At 66.9% G+C, this 24,584-nt stretch carries 19 protein-coding genes; 9 read left to right on the top strand and 10 right to left on the bottom strand.

What is annotated here, in order from left to right; all coding sequences use genetic code 11:
* Positions 1–59 precede the first annotated feature (59 nt).
* The gene (locus C995_RS0112750) at positions 60–2,117 is read left to right on the top strand and encodes a bifunctional diguanylate cyclase/phosphodiesterase (RefSeq protein WP_018865312.1); all 2,058 of its coding nucleotides are present in this window, start codon (positions 60–62) and stop codon (positions 2,115–2,117) included.
* A gap of 25 nt (positions 2,118–2,142) precedes the next feature.
* On the opposite strand, the gene C995_RS0112745 is transcribed toward C995_RS0112750, so the two are convergent.
* Positions 2,143–4,893: a cation-transporting P-type ATPase gene (locus tag C995_RS0112745; RefSeq protein WP_018865311.1), complete on the bottom strand. Its 2,751-nt coding sequence runs from the start codon at positions 4,891–4,893 to the stop codon at positions 2,143–2,145.
* A gap of 323 nt (positions 4,894–5,216) precedes the next feature.
* Complete coding sequence (locus C995_RS0112740; protein WP_018865310.1) at positions 5,217–5,762, bottom strand: outer membrane beta-barrel protein; 546 nt, start codon at positions 5,760–5,762, stop codon at positions 5,217–5,219.
* A gap of 317 nt (positions 5,763–6,079) precedes the next feature.
* On the opposite strand from C995_RS0112740, the gene C995_RS0112735 reads away from it, so the two are divergent.
* The 3 genes from C995_RS0112735 to C995_RS0112725 all read left to right on the top strand — a co-directional run bounded on the left by C995_RS0112735 (position 6,080) and on the right by C995_RS0112725 (position 10,978).
* Complete coding sequence (locus C995_RS0112735; RefSeq protein ID WP_018865309.1) at positions 6,080–6,403, top strand: high-potential iron-sulfur protein; 324 nt, start codon at positions 6,080–6,082, stop codon at positions 6,401–6,403.
* 261 nt (positions 6,404–6,664) lie between these two features.
* Entirely contained in the window at positions 6,665–9,883 is a 3,219-nt protein-coding gene (locus C995_RS0112730) for an EAL domain-containing protein (protein ID WP_018865308.1), read from the top strand.
* Between the two features lie 3 nt (positions 9,884–9,886).
* Positions 9,887–10,978 carry a DUF3524 domain-containing protein gene (locus tag C995_RS0112725; RefSeq protein ID WP_018865307.1) on the top strand — a complete coding sequence of 364 codons (1,092 nt, stop codon included), beginning with the start codon at positions 9,887–9,889 and terminating at the stop codon, positions 10,976–10,978.
* A gap of 10 nt (positions 10,979–10,988) precedes the next feature.
* On the opposite strand, the gene C995_RS0112720 is transcribed toward C995_RS0112725, so the two are convergent.
* The 4 genes from C995_RS0112720 to C995_RS0112705 form a co-directional block, all read right to left on the bottom strand.
* Positions 10,989–11,618: a triacylglycerol lipase gene (locus tag C995_RS0112720; RefSeq protein WP_026279114.1), complete on the bottom strand. Its 630-nt coding sequence runs from the start codon at positions 11,616–11,618 to the stop codon at positions 10,989–10,991.
* 21 nt (positions 11,619–11,639) lie between these two features.
* Positions 11,640–13,424 (bottom strand): aspartate--tRNA ligase, encoded by a 1,785-nt coding sequence (gene aspS / locus C995_RS0112715; protein WP_018865305.1) that lies wholly within the window; start codon positions 13,422–13,424, stop codon positions 11,640–11,642.
* Positions 13,425–13,524: 100 nt separating this feature from the next.
* The gene (locus C995_RS0112710; RefSeq protein WP_018865304.1) at positions 13,525–14,175 is read right to left on the bottom strand and encodes a DUF502 domain-containing protein; all 651 of its coding nucleotides are present in this window, start codon (positions 14,173–14,175) and stop codon (positions 13,525–13,527) included.
* Between the two features lie 3 nt (positions 14,176–14,178).
* A complete protein-coding gene (locus C995_RS0112705; RefSeq protein WP_018865303.1) occupies positions 14,179–14,463 on the bottom strand; it encodes an FmdB family zinc ribbon protein in 285 nt (94 codons plus the stop codon).
* 181 nt (positions 14,464–14,644) lie between these two features.
* Between C995_RS0112705 and C995_RS0112700 the strand changes: the two genes are divergently transcribed.
* Genes C995_RS0112700 through C995_RS0112690 form a run of 3 tightly spaced genes read left to right on the top strand, consistent with a single transcriptional unit; the run spans position 14,645 to position 17,289 of the window.
* Positions 14,645–15,022, top strand: coding sequence for a DsrE family protein (locus C995_RS0112700; RefSeq protein ID WP_018865302.1), 378 nt, complete (start codon positions 14,645–14,647; stop codon positions 15,020–15,022).
* Positions 15,023–15,032: 10 nt separating this feature from the next.
* A complete protein-coding gene (locus tag C995_RS0112695) occupies positions 15,033–15,887 on the top strand; it encodes an SDR family oxidoreductase (protein WP_018865301.1) in 855 nt (284 codons plus the stop codon).
* A 28-nt stretch (positions 15,888–15,915) separates the two neighbouring features.
* Positions 15,916–17,289: a nucleoside recognition domain-containing protein gene (locus tag C995_RS0112690; RefSeq protein ID WP_018865300.1), complete on the top strand. Its 1,374-nt coding sequence runs from the start codon at positions 15,916–15,918 to the stop codon at positions 17,287–17,289.
* 21 nt (positions 17,290–17,310) lie between these two features.
* On the opposite strand, the gene C995_RS0112685 is transcribed toward C995_RS0112690, so the two are convergent.
* From C995_RS0112685 to C995_RS0112670, 4 genes are all read right to left on the bottom strand, one after another.
* Entirely contained in the window at positions 17,311–17,517 is a 207-nt protein-coding gene (locus tag C995_RS0112685) for a hypothetical protein (protein WP_018865299.1), read from the bottom strand.
* 32 nt (positions 17,518–17,549) lie between these two features.
* Positions 17,550–17,768 (bottom strand): hypothetical protein, encoded by a 219-nt coding sequence (locus tag C995_RS0112680; protein WP_018865298.1) that lies wholly within the window; start codon positions 17,766–17,768, stop codon positions 17,550–17,552.
* A gap of 113 nt (positions 17,769–17,881) precedes the next feature.
* Positions 17,882–21,187, bottom strand: coding sequence for an efflux RND transporter permease subunit (locus tag C995_RS0112675; protein ID WP_018865297.1), 3,306 nt, complete (start codon positions 21,185–21,187; stop codon positions 17,882–17,884).
* The gene (locus tag C995_RS0112670) at positions 21,180–22,229 is read right to left on the bottom strand and encodes an efflux RND transporter periplasmic adaptor subunit (protein ID WP_018865296.1); all 1,050 of its coding nucleotides are present in this window, start codon (positions 22,227–22,229) and stop codon (positions 21,180–21,182) included. The genes C995_RS0112675 and C995_RS0112670 overlap by 8 nt, the downstream gene beginning before the upstream one ends.
* Positions 22,230–22,457: 228 nt before the next feature.
* On the opposite strand from C995_RS0112670, the gene C995_RS0112665 reads away from it, so the two are divergent.
* Both C995_RS0112665 and C995_RS0112660 read left to right on the top strand, forming a co-directional pair.
* Positions 22,458–22,799 carry a phenylpyruvate tautomerase MIF-related protein gene (locus C995_RS0112665; protein WP_018865295.1) on the top strand — a complete coding sequence of 114 codons (342 nt, stop codon included), beginning with the start codon at positions 22,458–22,460 and terminating at the stop codon, positions 22,797–22,799.
* A gap of 58 nt (positions 22,800–22,857) precedes the next feature.
* A complete protein-coding gene (locus tag C995_RS0112660; RefSeq protein ID WP_018865294.1) occupies positions 22,858–24,570 on the top strand; it encodes a proline--tRNA ligase in 1,713 nt (570 codons plus the stop codon).
* Positions 24,571–24,584: the final 14 nt, after the last annotated feature.

Raw genomic sequence — 24,584 nt, 5'->3', positions numbered from 1 at the left:
ACACCAGGGACGCCCATGCACGATGCAGCCAGTGGCCGCCGCGAACACGGAAACCGCCCATGAATCGCCGCCGTAGCGACGTAATCCAGGAGGATGAGCGGTTACGTCTGGAAGACCTGGTCCGGGAGGAGCGCGAGGCCCGTCGACGGGCCGAATCGCTGGCGGAGACCCGCCTGCAGGACCTCTATGCGAAGCAGCAGCAGATCGAGCTGCTCAACACCATTGCGTCCGCCGCCAATCAGTCCGACTCCATCGCCGAAGTCCTGCGTACGGCGTTGTCCGCAATCGGCCAATTCCTCGACTGGCCGGTGGGCCATGCCTACCTCGCGCGCAAGGCCGCGAACGGCGAACTGGAACTCAGCCCTACCGGCATCTGGCACCTGCACACGCCCGACCCCGTCGAGGCTTTCCGCGAATGCACGGAGGAGACGAACTTCGCGCCTGGACAGGGCCTGCCCGGACGGGTCCTCGAACAGCGTGCCCCGGTCTGGGTCGAGAACCTGGAACGCGACCCCGATTTCCGCCGGCACGCGGCGGCGGCCCTGAGCGGCCTGCGCTCCGGCTTCGCCTTTCCGGTCCTGATCGGACACGAGATCGCCTGTGTGCTGGAGTTCTTCGCCGCCGAGACCGAGCCCGAACAGCCGGAGGTGCTGGCCCTGCTGGCTCAGACCGGTGTGCAGCTGGGCCGGGTCGTCGAGCGCAACCGCCACGCCGAGCGGCTGATCCACCATGCCTCGCATGACCCGCTGACAGGACTGCCCAACCGGCGGCTGTTCCACGATCGTCTGGAGCACACCATCGCCCGTTACACGCGGGAGCCGGAATCCCTGTTTGCTGTACTGTTCGTCGACCTCGACCGCTTCAAACTCGTTAACGACAGCCTCGGGCACACGGCCGGCGACGAACTGCTGACCCAGGTGGGGCAGCGCCTGCTGACAGCCCTGCGCCAGAACGACACCGTCTCGCGTCCCGGCAGCGACCACAACACCCGGCCCGACGACACCCTGGCACGTCTGGGCGGCGACGAGTTCACCATCCTGCTGGAGGGGCTGCACGATCCGGTGGATGCGCTGCGCGTCGCCGAGCGCCTGCAGGCGGTACTGCACGAACCTTTTTCGGTGGCCGGCCAGACGGTCTATGTGACGGTCAGCATCGGTATCGCAACGCGCCCCTACGGCCGCGCGTGCCCGGTCGCCGGAACGGATGGGGAAGGCCCGACCCGCGCCGAGGACCTGATGCGCGAGGCGGACATGGCCATGTACCGTGCCAAGTCGCTCGGCAAGGCCCGTTGCGAATTCTGCGACCCCGGCATGCAAACCGAGGCCCTGGAGAGCCTGCGCCTGGAAACCCTTCTGCGCGAATCGGTGGAACGCAACGCCTTTGTCGTGCACTACCAGCCGATCATGTCCCTGGCGAACAACCGCATTACCGGGTTCGAGGCCCTGGTGCGCTGGCAGCGAGACGGCGAACTCCTGTTCCCGGACCGCTTCATCCCGATCGCGGAGGATGCCGGGCTGGTCCATCTGATCGACATGCAGGTGCTGTACGCGGCCTGCGCCCAGCTACAGACCTGGAATGCGCAACGCAGCGGTCCGCCGCTCACGATCAGCACCAACCTCTCGGCGCGCCAGCTCACCCGCCCCGAGCTGGTGGACGAGGTCGCGATGATTCTGCGCGGAACGGATACGCCACCGGAGCAACTGCGCCTGGAAATCACCGAGACCGCGACCCTGGGCAACCTCGACGAACTCATCGCAACCCTGAAAGGCCTGAAGGCCCTGGGCGTCAGCCTCGCCATGGACGATTTCGGGACTGGCTATTCGTCGCTCAGCTATCTTCACCGCCTGCCACTGGACATCCTGAAGATCGATCGTGCCTTCGTGGCCGGGCTGGACCGCGACGAATACAGCCAGCGCCTCGTGCAAACCGTGATCAACATGGCGCGCAATCTCGGCCTGGAGGCGGTGGCCGAAGGGGTCGAGAGCAATACCCATGCGGCTACCTTGCGGGCGCTCGGATGCGCGCGTGCCCAAGGGTACTATTACTCCCGCCCCGTCCCTGCCGCAAAGGCCGACGCGCTCCTGGCGGCCGACCAGCTCCCACTGGCTACCACCTGAGGTTATCGACGGGCCCAGACCGGCGCTACACCGCCGTCGGGGCGACCCCCCGACGGCGGGCCAGCACCTGACGCACAACCAGTTTCTCCAGCTCCACGATCACGAACACTGCGAGGCCAAAGGCCAGGATTCGCAGCCAGTCGGCCAGATCGATGGTGGTCGTGCCGAACAGGGCATGCATCACCGGGACGTAGGTAAAGGCCAGCTGGAGCAGGACCAGGACCCCGATCGCGATCCACATGCTGTGCGAGCGCAACAGCTCGAGCCCCGGCAGCACCGGCTGGTGGATCAGGCGCAGATTCAGGAGGTAAAAGGCCTGCCCGGCCACCAGGGTATTGATCGCAATGGTACGCGCCAGCTCCTCGTCTACGCCGACCACCGTCTCCATGTAGACGAAATGCCCGAAGGTCCCGAGCCACAGCAGGACCGCAACAAACGGGATGCGCCACAGCAGAAAACCGGACAAGAGCGGCGTATCGGGGTCTCGGGGCGGGCGCTGCATCACCCCCGGCTCGGGCCGTTCGAAAGCCAGGGCCATGGCCAGGGTCACCGAGGTCACCATGTTCACCCACAGCACCTGCACCGGCGTCAGCGGCAGGGCCAGCCCCATCAGGATCGCCATCATGATGGTCAGCGACTGCCCGGCGTTGGTCGGCAGCATGTGCAGGATGGCCTTGCGGATGTTGTCGTAGACGGTGCGCCCTTCCTCGACCGCATGGGCAATCGAGGCGAAATTGTCGTCCGCCAGCACCATCTCCGAGGCCTCCTTGGCGGCTTCGGTCCCCTTGCCACCCATCGCGACGCCAACATCGGCCCGCTTGAGCGCCGGGGCGTCGTTGACCCCGTCCCCGGTCATGGCGACGATCCGGCCGCGACCCTGCAGGGCCCGCACCAGCCGCAACTTGTGCTCGGGCGAGGTACGCGCGAACACGTCGGTGGCCTCGGCCATCTGCGCCAGGCGGTCGTCGTCCACGTCATCCAGCTCGTGCCCCGCATGCGCCTCGGCATCGTGTCCCAGCCCCAGCTGCTCGCCAATAGCGCGCGCGGTCGCCAGATGATCGCCGGTGATCATCTTCACGCGGATGCCGGCCTCGCGGCATTCGGCCACTGCCTGAATCGCCTCGTCCCGCGGCGGGTCGATAATCCCCACCAGGGCGAGCAGGGCAAACCCGCCCTCGTCGACGTGTTCGAAATGGAGCTCGCGCTGACCGGGCTCAACATGGCGGGTCGCAATGGCCAGCAGCCGCTGCCCCCGAGCCGCAATGCCCTCCATTGCCTGGTACCAGGCATCGCGGTCGAGGTCACCAATCCCCTTGCGCGTACGGATCCGATCGCATAGCTCCAGCACGCGTTCCGGGGCCCCTTTCAGATAAATCCATGCATGCCCCTCGTGGTCATGATGCAGGGTCGCCATGTAGCGGTGATCGGACTCGAACGGGATCACGTCGGTACGCGGCAACCGCTCCGACTCCAGATGCGGATCGAGTCCCCCCTTGCGCGCGGCCACCACCAGCGCCCCCTCGGTCGGGTCGCCCTCCATCACCCACTCGCCCTCGCGCTCGAAGACCTGCGCGTCGTTGCACAGAAGGCCCGCGCGCAACACCTCCTGCAGCACCGGCTGTTCGTCGGCCTCCACCTCCTGCTGATCCAGGGAGAAACAGCCCTGCGGGACATACCCCACCCCGGAGACCTGATACTCCGCGTCCGCCGTGCACACGGTCTGCACCGTCATCTCGTTGCGTGTCAGCGTGCCGGTCTTGTCGGAGCAGATCGCGGAAACCGAACCCAGCGTCTCCACTGCGGGCAGACGGCGGATAATGGCATTGCGCCGCGCCATTTTCTGTACACCGATGGCCAGCGCGATGGTCATGATCGCCGGCAGCCCCTCGGGAATGGAGGAGACCGCCAGACTGGCCGCCGCCAGGAACATCTCGTCCAGCGGGTAGCTGCGCACCCAGTAGCCGAAGGCAAAGGTCGCCGCGGAGATCACCACGACGACCGCCGCCAGCCAGCGCCCGAACTGCTCCATCTGCCGTACCAGCGGAGTCTGCAGGCTCTCGACCTCGCCCAGCATCGACGAGATACGACCGATCTCGGTGAACTCTCCGGTGGCCACCACCACCCCGTGCCCGCGCCCGAAGGCAACCAGCGTGCCCGAGAAGGCCATGCAGGTACGGTCCCCCAGGTCCGCCTCGCGTTCGGTCGCATCGGGGGTCTTGTCCACTGCGACCGATTCCCCGGTCAGCACCGCCTCCTCGATGCGCAGATTCTTGGCCTCCAGCAGGCGCAGGTCCGCCGGCACACGGTCGCCCGCCTGCAGGTACACGACATCGCCCGGGACCAGCTCCTCGGCCGGGACCTCGCGTCGATGGCCATCGCGCAGCGCCAGCGCGCGCGGTGAAAGCATCTTGCGGATCGCATCCAGCGCCTTCTCCGCCTTGCCCTCCTGGACAAAGCCGATCAGGGTGTTGATCAGCACTACGGCCAGGATCACGCCGGTATCGACCCAGTGGCCGAGCAGTGCCGTCCCGGCCGCGGCGGCCAGCAGGATGTAGATCAGGATGTTGTGGAAGTGACGGAAAAAGCGCCGGACCAGCCCTGCCTGCTCCGGCGGACGCAGCTGGTTCTTGCCATAGCGCTCCAGCCGCTCGCGGGCCACGTCACTGGAGAGCCCCTCACGGGAGCTGTCGCGCTCGCGCAGGGCCGCATCGGGATCCAGGGCGTGCCACGCGGTGGGCCCGCTTTGCGGGGCCTGCACGTCTTGTGAATCGTCCATACGATATCGATGCCGGGAGGCCAGCCTCTCTCTGTGGAGACGCCGGTCAATGTACACGTTCCAGGACCGGGCGGGTCGCGCAGCGGATCGTGGTTCTACCGGCCGCCCGACGCAGGATCGATGGCAGGGGCACCCCCCAGCTTCTTGCGCAAGAGGCTCGCACGCCCACACCTGATGGCAACGGGCCAACGCGCGCGGCTGCAGTTCCCTTGTAGAGGGTGACTGCACGGCAGCCACCGCGCCTTGTTCCCACGCAAAAGCGACTCGAGCGCGGACGCGCGATTAAATCAGCGTCTCCCTAGAGCGCCGAAGCGGGCGTCTCCCTAGAAGTTGACGCCCACCTTGGCCATCACCCGGAAGTTGTCGACATCCTCGCGACCATTGCGAAAGCGATCGCTTTCGGTGAACTGATGGCGTGCCTCCAGGCCGAGGAACATGCGGTTATCCATGTTGTACTTCAGACTGGCCCCCAGCTGCGCCGCCCAGACGCCGTTGGTTTCGTCGCCCAGCTTGGCGCGTACGTAGCCGATCCCGGGACCAAAACCGATCTGCAGGTTCGATGTCGCATCGAACATCCAGTGGCTGTTGAGCTCGGCGCTGGTCATGCGCAGCGGATCCTCGCTGTAGCGGCTGACGCTGAGGTTATGCCGAAGCACCCCGACCTGCGGCTGCAGCAGTCGGCAGTTGTGCCCGAACTCGACGCCATAGCCCCAGTCCGAGCTGGTCCCGGAGGGGTCGGGCGAGACCGAGCCAGCCATCACCGCCAGGCTTGGCTGCGCACCCCGTTCCTGTGCCTGCGCCACACCGGTGGTGCCCAGTGCAACGGCACCTGCCGCAAGCACCACCCAGAACGAACGACTCTTCAACATAGCCCACCTCCGCGTCTTTCCATCCAGGATTCCCTTCGGGCGGGCTCGATCCTCGGATCGCCACCACCCGACGGCACGACTTGAATCCTAGATCATCCATCCATAGTCGGGAACCTTCGCGGAACCCTGGGCGGCGGATTCCGCCCACGATGGAATTTTTCGTGACGCCGATGCATCTTCCGGGGCGGAGTCGAACCGGGGCCCATTTGTCCGGGAACACCCGTGCAGTCCCGCACTCAAACGGACAGATCCGCTGGTATTCCGCGTACCCCGGATCGGTTTCAGACTCAATTCAAATGTTTTACGGAGGTCACTCCATGTCCGATCAACCGAACGCGAATCGTCGAGCCTTTCTCCGCCGCGCTTCCGTGGCCGTGGCAGCCATCCCGCTCGCCAGTTTGACCACCTTCGGCGTCGCCTATGCCAAACCGAAGGCCGAGGATGGCCACGCGCACGACTACGTGAACGATGCCGCCGACGCGGCCGACCACGACGCCTACGAAGACGGAGCGATCTGCGAAAACTGCGCGTTCTGGGCGGGTGAAGAAGAGAACGGCTGGGGCGGCTGCCACCATCAGGCATTCCAGGACGTCCTGGTCAACGCCGAGGGCTGGTGCGATGCCCATGTCCGTGGTGGCTGATCACCACACCGCCTGACGGCGTTTGTGAACACCGCCTTCGGGCGGTGTTCACGCTTCTGGCACCCCGGCTGGCCCACAAAACTTGCGCACCGGGTCACAAACAGGCCAGTCTTGGGCCGGAATTACTCAACTTCTCCCCTGGCTGGACGTTATCGGACGATGAACCGCCCGTACAAGGACTTCTGCGTGTCCAATCCCCGTCGGCTATCAACCGCACCGGTCGTTCCAGACACCACTGCAATCAGGGCCTCTCGCTAGCCAATGGCTCTGGACACCACCCAGCTAACGCTGCTGTACGCACTCAACGGGCTCGCCTTTTTCACCCTCGGCATCGTGGCGCTGATGCTGCCGCGCCGCGAAAGCTTTCTGCCCTTCACCGCTCATGCCGGATGGCTGGTGCCCTTCGGCCTGCTGCACGGGGCCTACGGCTTCCTCAATGCCATCGGGCTGCACCATGCATACGGCATTCTCGCCGATCGCTGGTTCATGGCAGCCTGGCTGGCCATCTCCTATCTGCCCCTGCTGGAGTTCGGCCGCCGCGCACTGCTGGATGTCCGCCCCAACCTGCATCTACCGGGCTGGGCCGTATACGGACCCGTAGCCGTCGGTCTGGGCGCGGTGTTCCTGGCCGCCAGTGAACCGGCGCTGGCACTCGCCAACGGCGCCCGCTATCTGATCGGGTTCCCCGGAGCAGCCCTTGCGGGATTCGCCTTCCTGCTGCACTTTCGCTACCCGGGATCACAACCCGGGGTGCAGCGGCATGTCCCGGCGCTGGGCATCGCCGCCATCGCGTTTCTCGCCTATGCTGCGTTCCTGCCCTTCCCGGCACAGGTCGATTTTGGACTCCCTGCCTGGCTGCCCGCCCAGGGGGATTTCCTGTCCGCCACCGGAGTGCCCATCCAGGTGCTTCGTACGGCAGCCGCGGTGCTCTTTGCCCTGGCACTGATCAGCCTGACCCGCAGCATCGGTGCGCAGCACAGCGATGACCTGCTGCGGGTACTGGAGACGGTCAATGGCTTCGTCTATCGCTGCCGCAACAACCCGCAGTGGGACGTGATCTTCGTCGATGGCGGCGTCCGCGAATTGACCGGTTACGACGCCCGCGACTTCTACCGTGGTGACATCACCTTCGCGGCCTGGGTCCACCCAGAAGACACCGACCACGTCTGGCAGGGCGTGCAGGAAGGGCTTGGACGCGACGGCACCTACCAGATCCAGTACCGCGCCGTCAGTCGAGACGGGGCCGTGCGCTGGGTATTCGAGCGAGGTGCCGGCATCTACGATGCACACGGGCGCCTTGCCTACCTGCAGGGCCATGTCTTCGACGCAAACGAACTGGTCACCACCTCCCGCGAGCTCGAACGCCGCAGCGACGAGCTCGAGGCCTTCCGCAGCACGCTGGACCTGACGCTGGACGGCGTCTTCCTGTTCGATGTGGACAACCTGCAGTTCATCTATGTAAACCAGGGTGCGATGGACCAGACCGGGCGCAGCCGCGAGGAACTGCTGCAACTGCACCCCTACGACATCAAGCCGGAATTCCCGGAGACCCGCTTTCGCAGCCTGCTGGAGCCCTTGCGCCGGGGCGAGCGTGACCAGCTGCTGTTCGAGACCACGCACCAGCATGCGGCCGGCCACGAGGTACCCGTGCACATCTCGCTGCAGCTGGTCGCGCCCAAGGGCGAGCGTCCGCGCTATGTCGCGATCGTCCACGACATCACCCAGCGCAAGCGTAACGAAGCCGCACTGCTGGAGGCGCTGGCAGACCTCGAGGCCTCGCGCGACGAACAGGCGCGTCTGCTGGAACTCACGCGGCGCGAGCAAGGCCGCATGGCGTCGCTGCTTTCGGCCATGAGTATCGGCATCCTGTTCGAGGACCGCGAAGGGCGCATCGAGTACGTAAACCCGGCCTTTCGGCGCATGTGGGCGATCTCCGACGAGATCGAACTCGTCGGACAACCCTCGCGGGCCGTGCTGGAGCACTCCACTCATCGCTTCGCCCGGCCCGACCACGCCTCGCGCCATGTGCTGCACGTACTCGACACCCACGAGATCAGCGAACGTTTCGAAGTGGACCTCTACGACGGCCGCATACTGACCCAGCTGTCCTATCCGGTACACGACACCGACGAGCGTTCCATTGGCCGGCTCTGGCTGTACGAAGACGTCACCCACGAACGCCAGACGGCCCAGCAGCTGGTCTACCTGGCCGAGCACGACCCGCTGACCGGCCTGTACAACCGCCACCGTTTCCAGCGTCAGCTGGAACGGGCGATCCAGACCGCCCGCCGTCGCGGGACCCACCTCGCGCTGATCTACTTCGACCTGGACGAGTTCAAGACCATCAACGACACCTTCGGCCACCGAGCGGGGGACACGGTACTCGTACGTGCAGCCGGGGAGATTGCCAGCCTGGTACGCAGCGAGGAGATTCTGGCCCGCCTCGGCGGCGACGAGTTCGCCATCCTGATCGACCACGCATCCGAACGCGAACCGGAGGCACTGGCCGAACGCGTGGCACGCACGATTTCCGCAATCCCGTTCCGTTTCCGTGGTCAGAACTACCGCCTGACCGCGAGCATCGGGATCGCCTACTATCCCGAGCACGGTGACAATGTCGAGGACCTGGTGGCACATGCCGATGCCGCGATGTATCAGGCCAAGGATGCGGGCAAGAACACCTGGGCCGTATTCGATCCGACCCGCAACACCGCCGAGCGCATGCTGGAACGCATGAGCTGGAGCCAGCGCATCGACAATGCCCTGGAGAAGGGGCAGTTCGAACTGCACTTCCAGGGGATCTACCACCTGGACAGCGGGGCACTCAATCACATGGAGGCCCTGGTGCGCATGCGCGATCCGCTCGCACCCGACGAGGTGGTGATGCCGGGACAGTTCATACCCGTGGCCGAAAAGACGGGGCAGATCCTGGACATCGACCGCTGGGTGATCCGCGAAAGCATCGCGCGCCTGGCCGCCCACCCCGAGCTCCCGGGAATCGCGATCAACATCTCCGGGCGCAGCTTCGACGAGCCTGGGCTGCCGCAGTACATCGAACGCGAATTGAGCCAACAGCAGGTTGATCCACAGCGCCTGATCATCGAACTCACCGAGACGGCGGCGGTATCCGAGATGCAGGATGCCCAGCGCTTTATCGAGGCCCTGCAGCACACCGGCTGCCTCGTATGCCTGGATGACTTTGGCTCCGGGTTTTCCACCTTTGCCTACCTCAAGTACCTGGGCGTCCAGGTGCTCAAGATCGACGGCATGTTCGTGCGCGATCTGCCGCACAATCGTGACAACCAGGCATTCATCCGTGCGATGGTCGATGTCGGTCGCGGCCTGGATAAATGGACCGTGGCCGAGTGCGTGGAGGACGCCGCCACCCTCGCGATGCTGGCCGAACTGGGCGTCGACATGGTCCAGGGCTACCACCTGCACCGCCCCTCGCCGGAGTTCCCGCCGGATCACGCCCCGTAAGGTGTGAGATCCGCACCCCGCATCCTGCTGCTGTCCGCCTACCGCGCGGACAGCCATGCCGCCTGGGCCGACTGGCTGACCCGGCAGTTTCCCGCGTTCGACTGGGATCGCCTCGAGCTGCCCGGCCGCCACTTTCGCTGGCGCATCCGGGGCAACCCGCTCTCCTGGCTCGAGACCCTCCGCCATGCCCGCCCCGATGCCATCATCGCGACCTCGATGGTCGACCTCGCTACACTGCGCGGCCTGCACCCGGCGCTCGCGCAAACGCCCGCGCTGTACTACTTCCACGAGAACCAGTTCGCCTACCCCACAAGCCCGCGCCAGACCCGCTCCGTGGACCCGCAGATGGTACAGCTCTACGGCGCCCTCGCCGCCGACCGCATCGCGTTCAACTCTTGCTACAACCGTGATTCCTTCCTCGATGGCGTCGACGCCCTGCTCGCGCGCATGCCGGACCAGGTACCCCCGGGACTGCGCACGACGCTCGGCGGGCACAGCGAGATCCTTCCCGTGCCGATCAAGGCCATCGCGACCCGGGGCCGCGTGGAGCGCGATCCCAACCTGATCCTGTGGAACCACCGCTGGGAATACGACAAGGCCCCGGAAGACTTCGCGGAGGCCGCGCTGCAACTGGCCCGCGAGGGGGTCGATTTCCGGCTGGCACTGCTCGGCCCTCGGCCCGCCAGGGTCCCGGATGCCCTCGCTCGACTCCGCACCCATCTGGCGGACCGCATCGCAGTGGATGCCCGATGCTCGCGCGAGGAATACGAATACTGGCTTTGCCGGGCGGGGATCGTGGTCAGCACGGCCCGCCACGAGTTCCAGGGTCTGTCGCTGCTGGAGGCCACCCGCGCCGGGGTATTGCCGCTGGTGCCCGACGCCCTGGTATACCCGGAGCAGTACCCGGACAGCTGCCGCTACCCCTGCGGTGACACCGGGGCGCTGGCTGCCCGCCTGGGCGCATGGCTGACCGGCCAGCGCCCGCCCGTGCCCGATGTCGGCTACTGCGACACCCAACAGGTGGAGCCGCAATGGCGGCGTCAGATCGAAGGCCTGCTGGAGACCCGACGGGGCGTTGACCGAGGGAGAGGCTGAGCGGATTCGCTCAGGGAAGGAAGTCGCCGCAGTCGAGAAAGTGCAACGTCTCGCGGGCCACCGTGGTATCGAACAGCATTCCCGTATGCGAGATCGGCAGCGTCAGGTGGCGCGTGACGTCCGGGCCGCGCGTCTCGTCGACGGCAACGAAACCATCGTGCGGGGGCGGCATGTGCGCGAACAGCGGTGCCGGCCCAAGCGCACGGCTGCCGGCAATCATCCCGATTTCGCGCCCGCGCAGGACGGGGCTGCCGCCCAGCAGCCCCCGGTCCAGCGCCGCCCCCAGCCACCAGCGGCCGAGCCGGTTCCGAGCCAGGCGCGCGGCCACCCGGCTACCGGCCAGCGGCGAGCCCAGCATCACGATGCGGCCGGGCCGCTGGACCGGGGCGACGGTAAACAGATGACGCACGATGATGCCGCCGAGGCTGTGGGCGACCAGATGGACCAGGTCTCCGGGGACTTCCTCGAGGAACGCGGCCAGGGCGCGCGCGGCCTGTTCCGGCGTCTGCCGGCGCGAGGCGTAATGAAAACGATGGACGTTCAGGCCGGCCGCACGGAGCCGCCTTTCCAGCAGGGCCATCTCCAGGCCCGGCATGTGCCAGCCATGGACTGTGACGACAGTGGCGTGCATCCCGGTCATGGCGAGCGACCGGCGCCTGCCCTACCCCGCCTGCTGGGCCGCACTGGCGCGCAGACGGATACCCAGCTCGCGCAGCTGTTTCTCGCCCACCGGCGCCGGGGCATCGGTGAGCAGGCAGGCCGCCGTCTGGGTCTTGGGGAAGGCCATCACGTCGCGGATGGAGTGTGCGCCGCTCATCAGCATCACCAGACGGTCCAGACCGAAGGCCAGGCCGCCATGCGGCGGGGCGCCGAATTCCAGCGCATCCAGCAGGAAGCCGAACTTCTCGCGCGCCTCGTCCTCGCCAATGCCCAGGGCCTCGAATGCGGCCCACTGCATCTCGGGGTTGTGGATACGGATGGAGCCACCGCCGACCTCGGTGCCGTTGAGGACCATGTCATAGGCGCGGGACAGGGCCTCGCGCGGGTTGTTGCGCAGATCGTCCGGGCGGTCCACCGCCGGGGCGGTGAACGGGTGATGCAGGGCGTACAGACGCTTGTCCCCGTCGTCGTACTCGAACATCGGGAAGTCGACGATCCACAGCGGCTGCCAGCCCGCCTCGACCATGTCCAGGTCGTGGCCGAGCTTCACGCGCAGCGCACCGATCGCCTCGTTGACCACGGAGGCCTTGTCCGCGCCGAAGAAGATCAGGTCGCCGGCGGCGGCCGCGGTCTTGTCCAGGATCTGCCGGGTCACGTCCTCCGGCAGGAACTTCAGGATCGGCGACTGCAGCCCGCCCGCGAGATCCGCCGGGTCGTTGACCTTGATATAGGCCAGGCCCTTCGCGCCGTAGCGACCGACGTACTCGGTGTAGACGTCGATCTCCTTGCGCGTGAGCTTCGCCCCGCCCGGCACGCGCAGCGCGGCCACGCGGCCCTCGGGGTCGTTCGCCGGGCCGTTGAAGACCTTGAACTCCACCGCCTGCATCACCTCGGTCAGCTCGGTGAACTCCAGCGGGATGCGCAGATCGGGCTTGTCGGAGCCGAAGCGGGCCATCGCCTCGGCGTAGGCCATGCGCGGGAACGGATCGGGCAGCTCCACGCCCTGCACCTCGCGGAACAGGTGACGGATCAGGCCCTCGGTCACGTCCATCACGTCGGCCTCGTCGACGAAGGCCATCTCCATGTCCAGCTGGGTGAACTCCGGCTGGCGATCGGCACGCAGGTCCTCGTCACGGAAGCAGCGGGTGATCTGGTAGTAGCGGTCCATGCCGGACATCATCAGCAGCTGCTTGAACAGCTGCGGCGACTGCGGCAGGGCAAAGAAGCTGCCCGGATGCGTGCGGCTGGGCACCAGGTAATCGCGTGCGCCCTCCGGCGTGGCCTTGGTCAGCATCGGCGTCTCGAGGTCGAGGAAATCGCGTTCCTCAAGGAAGCGGCGCATGGCCGCGGAGACCTTCGCGCGCAGCCGCAGGCGCTCCTGCATCACCGGGCGGCGCAGGTCCACGTAGCGATAGCGCAGGCGGGTGTCCTCGCCGACGTCCTCGTCGTCCAGCGGGAACGGCGGGGTCTTGGCGGCATTCAGGACCTCGAGCTCCAGACCCAGGATCTCCACCGCACCGGTGGACAGGTCGGGGTTCTCGGTGCCCTCGGGGCGGCGGCGCACGCGGCCGGTCATGCGGATCACGAACTCGCTGCGCAGCTGCTCGGCGCGCGCGAACACATCCTCGCGGTCGGGGTCGAACACGACCTGCACCCGCCCCGTGTGGTCGCGCAGGTCGACGAAGATCACGCCGCCATGGTCACGCCGGCGATTCACCCAGCCGCAAAGGGTCACCTCCGAGTCGAGTTCGTTCTCGGTGACACGTCCACACAGATGAGTTCGCATTGCGCTGTTCCAGCCGAAGGGCACGCCCGCAAGGGCCTGCACGGTTAGTCGGGAAAACGGGGCAAACGTCGCGCCTGCGCCCGCGAAAAGGCCGGAAATCTTACGATTTGCCCTGCTCTCGCGCAACCGGAGCCGGCGCCTCGGACGGGCTCGACAGCGGCGTGACCACCCCCATGGACATCACGAACTTGAGCCCGTCCTCCACCGTCATCTCGAGCTCGACCGCCTCCTCGCGCGGAACCAGCAGCACAAAGCCGGAGGTAGGGTTGGGGGTGGTGGGGACGAACACGGTAATCACCTCGCGCTCGGTACGCTCCTGCACCTCGCCGTAACCAACGCCGGTCATGAAACCGACCGACCACAGCCCGCGACGCGGGTACTCGATCATCACGACCTTGCGAAAGGCCTGGCCGCCATCGGTCAGCACCGTCTCGGTGACCTTCTTCACCGCCCCGTAGATCGAGCTGACCAGCGGGATGCGGTGCACGATGGATTCGCCCACCGAGACCAGCTTGCGCCCGACAATATTGGCCACGATCACGCCGGTGACGAACACAACCACGATCGCGACCACGATCCCGGCACCGGGGATCGAGAAGCCGAGCAAGGCCTCCGGCCGCCAGGCCGGCGGCAGGAGGAGGATGGTGAAGTCCAGCAGGTCGACCAGCAGCTTGATGACGAAGCCGGTGACGATCAGCGGCAGCCAGACCAGCAGCCCTGCAATCAGGTAGCGGCGCAGGGAGACCAGCATCGATCAGGTGCCGGTCGCCGCCGCTGTGGGGGTTGCTTCGGACTTGCCGGACGCCGCGGAATCACCCTTGCCGGCCCCGCCGCCATCCTTCAGATTGCGCTTGCCGTCCTTCTTGAAGTCGGTCTCGTACCAACCGCCCCCCGCCAGACGAAAGCCGGCGGCAGAGACCTGCTTGGTCAGGGCCTCGGCGCCACATTCGGGACAGGTGGTGGCCGGCGGATCGGAGATCTTCTGCAGGATCTCGGAAATCTCGCCACAGTCCTTGCACTGATACTCGTAAATGGGCATGCGTCTATTCCTCAGGCTTCGCGTCCGCGACAACGGCCGCAACAAAACGGTTCGAGGCGTATTATGCGGGCGTTTCACGGGAATAAAAGGCTTTCCCCGGTGGCAATCCGTGTTTGCGCCGCGAGGCCGCAGCGCCGATCATTCGCCCCATACCCGAACGTACTGCCCGCAAGGACCCGTCATGGCCGAAAAGATCGTGATCATGCTGCTGAACCTGGACCTGGACCGCCCCGGCACGCTGGGGGCCCCGTTCTTCCAGGCGACCGTCGCCGCCGCGATGGATCTGGAAGTCGAGATGTACTTTGCCGCCGGCACCACGCGCCTGCTGCGCCAGGGCGTGGCGGACAAGATCTACCCCGGCGAGGCGCAGGAGAAATCGGTCTACAGCTTCATGCAGGATGCCCACGAGGCCGGCTGCCGCTTCTACGCCTGCGCCGGCGCGATGGACGAAAACGGCCTGACCCTGGACAACGCGATCCCCGAACTGGACGGCATGCGCGGCGGGGGCGCCTTTATCGGCGAGGTGGTCGAGGACGACGTGGCCACCCTGACCTACTGAGCCGCGACCGGTGAGCGAGTCCCAGCCCCGTGCCGTCCTGATTACCGGCTGCTCCAGCGGGATCGGGCTGCACGCCGCCCGTGCGCTGCGCGAACGCGGCTACCGCGTGTTCCCTACCGCCCGTCGCGGCGAGGATGTTGCGCGCCTGAAGAAGGAGGGCTTCGAGGCCCTGCAGCTGGATCTGGACGACTCCGCCAGCATCCACAGCGCGGTCACCGAGATCCTGCACCGCACCGACGGCCATCTCTACGGCCTGTTCAACAACGGCGCCTATGGCCAGCCCGGCGCGGTGGAGGACCTCTCGCGCGCCACCCTGCGCGCCCAGCTCGAGACCAACCTACTCGGCTGGCTGGAGCTGACCAATGCGGTACTGCCCGCGATGCGCCGTGCCGGGGAGGGCCGCATCATCCAGAACTCCTCGGTGCTGGGCTTTGCCGCCCTGCGCCTGCGCGGGGCCTATGTGACGTCCAAGTTCGCGATCGAGGGCATGAGCGACACCCTGCGCCAGGAGCTGCACGGCACGGGCATCCATGTGAGCCTGGTCGAGCCCGGCCCGATCCGCAGTGCCTTCCGCGCCAACGCCCTGAAGGCCTTCCGCCGCCACATCCACCGCGAGCACAGCCCCTGGGCCGAGACCTACCGCGCGGCCGAGGCGCGCATGGCCAATGCCGAGTCCGATGCCCCGTTCACCCTCGGCCCGGAGGCCGTCACCCGCTGCGTGATGCATGCCCTGGAGGCCCGCCGCCCGCGGGTGCGCTACCGCATCACCTTCCCGACCAAGCTGTTCGCCTTCCTCAAGTGGCTGCTGCCGGCGCGCGCGATGGACGCCGTGCTGCGCGGGGTATCGCGCGGGGAGAACCGCTGATGCGCGCGCGGCCAGGGGCGGGCGCCGCATGAATCTGATCTTTCTCGCGCTGATCGTGATCGCCGTGGCCACGGCCGCGATCCGCGAGTTCCAGTCCACCGACCCCGACGAACAGCCAATGCAGGCCCTGTCCGAGGGCGCGATCGACGCCGCCGGCTCGGCAGTCGAACTGGCGCTCGGGCTAGTCGGGGTAATGGCGCTGTTCCTCGGGCTGATGAAGATCGCCGAGGCCGGCGGCCTGCTGACCGTCCTCGCCCGCCTGCTGCGCCCGCTGATGACCCGCCTGTTCCCGTCGGTCCCGCCGGAGCACCCGGCGATGGGCGCGATGATCCTGAACTTCTCCGCCAACATCCTGGGGCTGGGCAACGCCGCGACCCCGTTCGGCATCCGCGCGATGCAGGAGCTGGAGAAGCTGAACCCGCACCCGGGCACCGCGACCAATGCGATGGCGCTGTTCCTGGCGATCAACACCTCCAGCATTACGCTGCTGCCCACCGGGGTGATCGCGCTGCGTGCCTCGCTGGGTTCCGAGGCCCCGGCGGCGATCCTGCCGACCACGCTGTTCGCCACCCTGTTCGCGACCATCGCCGGCATCACCAGTGCCCTGATCCTGCAGCGCTATTTCCGCAGTCCGGCCCCCACCCGCTCGATCGACGCGGATGCCTCCGCCGGCTCCGACGAACTGGAAGACACGATCCGGGAAGCGAGCCAGGACAGCACCGAACCGGCGAAGGCCGAGAATCGCGAGCAGGACAGCGCCCAACCCGATCAGCAGCCGATGAACATCGAGGTCCCCACCGAGGGCTACCCGGCCTGGGTCTCGATCCTGGTCCTGCTGGGGGTGCTGGCGATCATCCCGCTGACGATCGTGTACGGCCAGGCAATCGCCCCCTGGATCATCCCCGGGCTGGTAGTGGGGTTCCTGTCCTACGGGGTGATCCGCGGGGTGCCGGTCTACGAGGTCTTCGTCGAGGGGGCCAAGGAGGGCTTCAACGTGGCCCTGCGCATCATCCCCTATCTGGTGGCGATCCTGGTCGCGGTGGGGATGCTGCGCGAGAGCGGCGCTCTAGGCATGTTCGTCGGGCTGGTCGGGCCACTGACGACCCCGTTCGGCCTGCCGGCCGAGGCCCTGCCGATGGCCCTGCTGCGTCCGCTGTCCGGCTCCGGCGCCTACGGCATCATGGCCGGCATCATGCAGGACCCGGCCACCGGCCCGGACACCCATGTCGGCATCCTGGTCTCCACCCTGCAGGGCTCGACCGAGACGACCTTCTACGTGCTCGCCGTGTACTTCGGCGCGATCGGCGTCAAGCGCGTACGCCACACCCTGGCCGCGGCGCTGACGGCGGACGCCGTCGCGGTGATCGCGGCCGTGACCATCGTAGCCATCCTGTTCCTGTAACGCGTCTCCCGCGCAGCGCGGTCAGTTCGGCGGACCGCCGGGATTGATGTCCTTGTCCTTGACGATGAAGTAGACACCGATCGCGGCCAGCGCCATCCACAGCACCAGCGCGATCACCCCGAGGTATTCCCACAGGGTGACAAAGAAGAACAGCATCAGCGCGGCCGCGCCGAGGAAGATATTGCCGATCACGAAGTTCGAGGGACGGTGGGATCCGTTGTCGGACATTCCAGGCTCCTGAGGGAACAGCGCGCGAGTCGCTACTGCTTCTTGTAGGGGGCGAAGTCGAACTGTCCGGCGGTCATGTCGTCCCACAGGTCGCTCTGCAGCACGGCCAGCAGCTTGAACAGCTTGCGCAGTTCCGGGTCGTCCATGAAGCGCTGGTCCTCGCTGGTCTTCAGCGCCTCGACCAGTGTTGCACACTGCTCGCGGCTGATCCCGAGGACATTCAGGCCCTCTTCTCCCATCTCGACATCCATCGGGCAACTCCGGTTCGGTCAGAGCCGGGATTGTAGCGGCTCACACACCGGCAGCGAAAACGCCGGACCCGGACTCCGGCATTGCACCCGCGGGTGCAATGCCGGATGGGGCCTTACGCCGTCTGGGCACGAATCACCTCGGTGCGGTTGCGCACGTACAGGTAGTACAGCACCGGGATGATCACCAGCGTCAGCAGCGTGGAGACGAACACGCCGAAGATCAGCGAGATCGCCAGGCCCGAGAAGATCGGGTCATCGAGGATAAACCCGGCGCCCACCATCGCCGCCAGCCCGGTCAGGATGATCGGCTTGGCACGCACCGCCCCGGCATGCACCACCGCGTCGATCACCTCCACGCCACGGCGAATCTCGTCATTGATGAAGTCCACCAGCAGGATCGAGTTGCGCACGATGATCCCGGCCAGCGCGATCATCCCGATCATCGAGGTCGCGGTGAACTTGGCATCCATGAAGAACGCATCCATGAACGCATGCCCCGGCATCACCCCGATCACCGTCAGCGGGATCGGGGCCATGATGATCAGCGGCACCATGTAGGAGCGGAACTGCGCGACCACCAGCAGGTAGATCAGGATCAGGCCCACCGAGTAGGCGATGCCCATGTCGCGGAAGGTCTCGTAGGTCACCTGCCACTCGCCATCCCACTTCAGCGAGAAGTTGTACGGGTTGTCCGGCTGGTTGATGAACAGCTGCTCCAGCGGCTCGCCATAGGCCATCGGCGTGTCGCGCAGACCGAAGAACATGTCGAACATGCCGTACAGCGGGCTGTCCAGCCCGCCGGCCAGGTCGCCCACCACGTAGACCACCGGCAGCAGGTTCTTGTGGTGGATGGAGTGCTCGAGGGTCGAGTCCACCACGTTGACCACCTCGGACAGCGGCACCAGGGTGCCGTCGCGCGAGCGCACCTTGAGCCCCAGCACCGGGTCCAGGCTGCCTTTTTCGGCCTGGTCGAACTCGAGCCGCACGGGGACCGCGTACTTCACGTTGGAGCCATAGAGGTAGGTCACGTCCTCGCCGGACAACGCGGTCTCGATGGCCTTGACCACCGCCTGCTGCGACACGCCCAGGCGCGCGGCCCGTTCGCGATCCACCTGCAGGATCTTCTTCGGCCCCGGGTATTCCACCGAGTCGTCGATGTCGGTGATGCCCTCGGTGTTCTCGAATACCTCGCGCACCTTTTTGGCGACCTCGATCTGGCCCGCATAGTCCGGGCCGTAGATCTCGGCCACGATCGGCGACATCACCGGCGGCCCCGGCGGCACCTCGACCACCTTCACCGCCGCATCGTGGCGGTCGGCGATCGCGTTGATCGCCTCACGTACGCCGAGGGCAATGTCGTGGCTCTTGCGCGAACGCTCGGACTCATGGGTCAGGTTCACCTGGATGTCCCCGACATGCGAACCCTCGCGCAGGTAGTACTGCCGCACCAGGCCGTTGAAGTTGATCGGTGCGGCCGTGCCCGCGTAGGTCTGCACGTTGTCGACCTCGGGCACGGTCTTCAGGTAGTCGCCCATCTCGGACAGCACCATCGAGGTGCGCTCCAGGCTGGTCCCCTCCGGCATGTCCAGCACCACCTGGAACTCCGACTTGTCGTCGAAGGGCAGCATCTTCATGACCACCAGCTGGAAGTACGCCAGCGAGACGGAGCCCAGGATCAGCACCAGGGTGCCGACCCACAGCGCGAGACGATTGGCCTTCTTGCGCCCGCCGGTCCCCAGGAACGGCAGCAGCAGGGTGTTGAAGACCTTCATTAGCCCGGCGGAGGCGCTCTCGCCCTGCGGGGCGTGGCCGCCGGCGGCCGGGGCCGCGTGTTCGTGCTGCTCGGCCTGGCGCCGCAAGACCTTGTAGGTTAGCCACGGCGTGACCACATAGGCCACGGCCAGCGAGATGATCATCCCCATCGAGGCGTTGATCGGGATCGGGCTCATGTACGGCCCCATCAGACCGGTGACGAAGGCCATCGGCAGCAGCGCCGCGATCACGGTGAAGGTCGCGAGGATCGTCGGCCCGCCCACCTCGTCGACCGCAAGGGGAATCGCCTCGAGGAACTTCTTGCCGCCCTGGACCATGTGCCGATGGATGTTCTCCACCACCACGATCGCGTCGTCCACGAGGATCCCGATGGAGAAGATCAGCGCGAACAGCGACACGCGGTTGAGCGTGAAGCCGTAGGCCCAGGAGGCAAACAGCGTGATCGCCAGCGTAATCACCACCGCCACGCCGACGATGAAGGCCTCGCGCCAGCCCAGCGCGATCCAGACCAGGATCACCACCGAGGCGGTCGCGAGGATCAGCTTCTGAATCAGGGTATTCGCCTTGTCGTCGGCGGTCGCCCCGTAGTTGCGGGTGATCGTGGTCTCGATACCGTCCGGGATATAGGTGCCGCGCAGCTGCTCCAGCCGCTCGATCAGGGCATCGGCGATGTCCGGGGCGTTGGTGCCCGGCTGCTTGGCGATCGCCACGGTAACCGCCGGGTGGCTCTCGCCGACACGCGCGTGATCCCCGGCCGCTGCGCCATGGGCAAAGCGCACATGCTCGGTCGCATACGCCGGGCCCTGGATCACCTCGGCGACATCGGACAGGTAGATCGGGCGGTCGTCGTGCATGCCGACCACGAGGCCGGCAAAGGCCTCCGGTTCGGTGATGAAATCGCCGGCCTGGATCAGGACCTCCTGGTCGTCCTGGTAGAGCCGGCCGGCATCGCGCGAGAAGTTCGAGGCCTGCAGGCTGTCGCGCAGGTCATCCACCGACAGGTTGTAGGCGGACAGCGTCTCTGGCTTGAAGCGCACATGCACCACATGATCCGGACCACCGACGGTATAGATGTCACGGGTGCCGGGGACACGCTTGAGTTCGGATTCCAGCGCATGCGCCACCCGCAGCAGGTCATGACCGCCGCGGGCCTCATCCTCGGTCCACAGCGTCACGTTGACGATCGGCACGTCGTCGATACCCATCGGCTTGATGATCGGCTCGCCAACCCCCAGGCCCTCGGGCAGCCAGTCCTGGTTGGAGAACACCTGGTTGTACAGGCGCACGAGCGCCGCGGTGCGGTCCTCGCCGACCTCGAACTGGATGGTGACCTGCGCCATGTTCGGGCGCGAGGTCGAATAGATGTCGTCGATGCCCTCGATCTCCGAGAGCACCTGCTCGGCCGGTGTCGCCACCAGTTGCGCGACCTCCTCGGCGCTCGCCCCGGGGAACGGGATGAACACATCGGCCATGGTCACGTTGATCTGCGGCTCTTCCTCGCGCGGGGTCACGAGGATCGCGAACAGGCCCAGCAGCAGGCCCAGCAGGGCCAGCAGAGGCGTGATCTGGGTCGTCAGGAAGGCCTGGGCGATGCGCCCGGAGATCCCCATGCGGCCGGATGCCGCGTCCGTGCTGGCATCACTCATCGGCGCCCACCTGCTGATGCTCCTTCAGGTAGATCGCCGCATGCACCGGGTCCAGCGCCACGCGCTCGCCCTCGCTCAGGCCTCCAAGGATCTCGATGTACCCGTCGTGCGTGCGCCCGACACGGACCTGACGGAAACGCACCCGGTCCTCGTCGTCGATCACGTACACAGCGGTGACCTCGCTGCGATAGACGACGGCATCGCGCGGGACGGTCAGGCGCTCGACCTCGTCCAGGAAGAACGCTGTCTTCACGAACATGCCGGGGAACAGACCCAGGTCCTCCTGCTCCGGCAGGTTCACGCGGATACGGAAGGTGGAACTCGCCGGATCGGCATAGGGGAAGATAGTCAGGCTCTCGGCCGCGAGCCGCTGGTCGTCATTCAGCAGCACCTCGGCCTCGCGGCGCTCGCGCACCGCGTGGATCAGGCGCTGCGGGATATCCACCTCCACGCGCAGACGGTCCAGGCTAATCCCCGAGAGCAGCGGCGAGCCGGGGCTGACCGACTCCCCGAACTCCACGTGGCGCTCGGTAACGATTCCGGAAAACGGCGCGAACACTTCGGTGTAACCAAGCTGCTCGCGGGCCTCCTCGACGCGGGCCTCGGCCGAGCGCAAACGCGCCCGGGCCGATTCCAGCTCGGCCTCCGCGCGCTCGAATTCCGAACGCGATACCACACCCCGCTCGAATACGTCCTGGATGCGGTTGAACTCGGAGCGTGCCTCGCCAAAGCGGGCACGGGCTTCGGCCAGATCGCCCTCGGCCTGGCTCACACGCGCCTGCTGCTCGGAATCGCTAATGCGCAACAGCAGCTCGTCCGCCTCGACGAAGTCGTCTACGTCGACGTAGATCTCGCGCACCCGGCCGGAGGTCTGCGCCGAGATCGTGGAACGCTGCACGGCCTCGACTCGGCCATCCAGAATGCGCTCCTGCGCGAGCGTCTGACGCTCTGCGGTCGCGGTCTCGAACGGGAAATCCGCCTGGGCGGAGAAGGGCAACAACAACAGGCCCCAGAGGGCCGGGCGCATCCACTTGAGTGTCATCGGCTTCGTTCCTTGCGTGCTATCGAGCCCCTTGGGTCGAGATAAAGTGGGGTCGACATATATTAGCGTTTTCTAATTTATACGCCGATTGTGCGCCGACGGCAACGCCGACGCCCGGAAATACCTTGCCGTGAGTATAGCTATATCGTCAGGCAGCGCACCCCGGACTGCACGGCCCGTCCGCTGGCCGTATCATGTGGCGCCGTAGCCAACCGAAGGGGAACCGAGATGCCGCTGCTGCGAGTCGAGACCAACACCGTCCTGCCCGACGATCCCGCGGGCCTGTGCCAGCGCCTGTCTGCGCAGGTCGCCGACTGGCTGGGCAAGCCCGAGGGCTACGTGATGGTCGCCTGCACGCACAACCCGGCGATGTGCTTCGCCGGCAGCAGCGACCCGCTCGCCTACTGCGAGCTGAAGAGCATCGGTCTGCCCGAAGGCCTGACCCGCGAGCTGTCGCGCAAGCTGTGCGACGCCCTGCAGGCCGAACTGGGCCTGGACCCGGCCCGCGTCTACATCGAATTCGCCGACGCCCCGCGCCATTTCTGGGGCACCAACGGCACCACGTTCTGATCCTGCCCGGCACCGCCGGGCCCGACTCCACCCCTCAACCCGACAAGGCACTGCCCCGATGCGCGTCTCGCAATTCCCGCTGAACACCCTGAAGGAAACCCCGGCCGACGCCGAGATCGTCTCCCACCAGCTGATGCTGCGCGCCGGCTATGTCCGCCGCCTGGCCGCCGGGCTGTACACCTGGCTGCCGCTGGGGCTGCGCGTGCTCCGCCGGGTGGAGAACATCGTGCGCGAGGAGATGGACCGCGCGGGCGCGCTGGAGGTGCTGATGCCGGCCGTGCAGCCAGCCGAGCTGTGGCAGGAGTCCGGTCGCTGGGACTTCTACGGCGCCGAGCTGCTGCGCCTGAAGGATCGCCACGAGCGCGACTTCTGCTTCGGCCCGACCCACGAGGAGGTCATCACCGATCTGGTGCGCCGCGAGATCCGCAGCTACCGCCAGCTGCCGGTCAACTACTACCAGATCCAGACCAAGTTCCGCGACGAGCGCCGCCCGCGCTTCGGCGTGATGCGCGCGCGCGAGTTCCTGATGAAGGATGCCTACTCCTTCCACCTGGATGCCGAGTCGCTGGCGCAGACCTACCAGCAGATGCACGACGCCTACTGCCGCATCTTCGAGCGCTGCGGCCTGGACTTCCGCGCGGTGGAGGCCGACACCGGCGCGATCGGCGGCAACGCCTCGCACGAATTCCACGTGCTCGCCAGCTCCGGCGAGGACGCGATCGCCTTCTCCCCCGGTGGCTATGCCGCCAACGTCGAGCTGGCCATGTGCCCGCAGCCGGCCCAGGCCCCGCCCCCCAGCGGTGACATGGAGAAGATCGCCACCCCCGGGGTGCATACCATCGAGGACCTGGCGAACTTCCTCGACATCCCGGCCGCACAGACCGTCAAGACCCTGGTCGTCGCCGCCTCCGACGCGATCGATGCCGATCTGGTCGCGCTGGTCCTGCGAGGCGACCACGAACTCAATGCGGTAAAGGCCGAGAAACACCCGTGGGTCGCCGAACCGCTGCGCATGGCCGAGGCAGCCGAGATCCGTGCCGCCTTCGGCGCCGAGCCCGGCTCCCTGGGGCCAGTGGGCAGCCCGATCCCGGTGCTGGCCGATCAGGCCGTGCTGGGCATGGCCGACATGGTTGTGGGGGCCAACGAGGACGGCCACCACCTGAAGCACGTGAACTGGGAACGCGACCTGCCGCAGCCGGAGAGCGCCGATCTGCGCAACATCACCGAGGGCGAGCCGGCCCCGGACGGCTCCGGCCCGATCGAGATCCGCCGCGGTATCGAGGTCGGCCATATCTTCCAGCTCGGCGACAAGTATTCGCAGGCACTGGGCGCCCGCGTGCTGGACGAAGACGGCCGCGAACAGGTCGTGACCATGGGCTGCTACGGCATCGGCGTCTCGCGTGTGGTCGCCGCCGCGATCGAGCAGAACTCCGACGAGCGTGGCATCTGCTGGCCCACGGCGATCGCCCCCTTCGACATCGCCCTGTGCCCGATCGGCGCCAAGAAGTCGCAGCGCGTGCGCGAGGCCGCGGAGCAGCTGCACGACGAGCTGGAGGCCGCCGGCTTCCAGGTCCTGCTGGATGACCGCGAACAGCGCCCCGGCGTGATGTTCGCCGACATGGAGCTGATCGGCATCCCGCATCGCCTGGTGATCGGCGAACGCGGCCTTGATGCCGGCGAGCTCGAATATCAGGCGCGCACCGCCAGCGAGGCCGAACACCTCCCGATGGACGGCCTGCTCGACGCCCTGCGCGAACGCCTGCGCGACTGAACCCGGGGCGACCA

Source organism: Thioalkalivibrio sp. ARh3 (assembly GCF_000377265.1).
In the GTDB taxonomy this organism is placed as follows: Bacteria; Pseudomonadota; Gammaproteobacteria; order Ectothiorhodospirales; family Ectothiorhodospiraceae; genus Thioalkalivibrio; species Thioalkalivibrio thiocyanoxidans.
The sequence above is the reverse complement of the archived record's forward strand: the minus strand, read 5'-3'. Positions and strand labels throughout refer to the sequence as shown.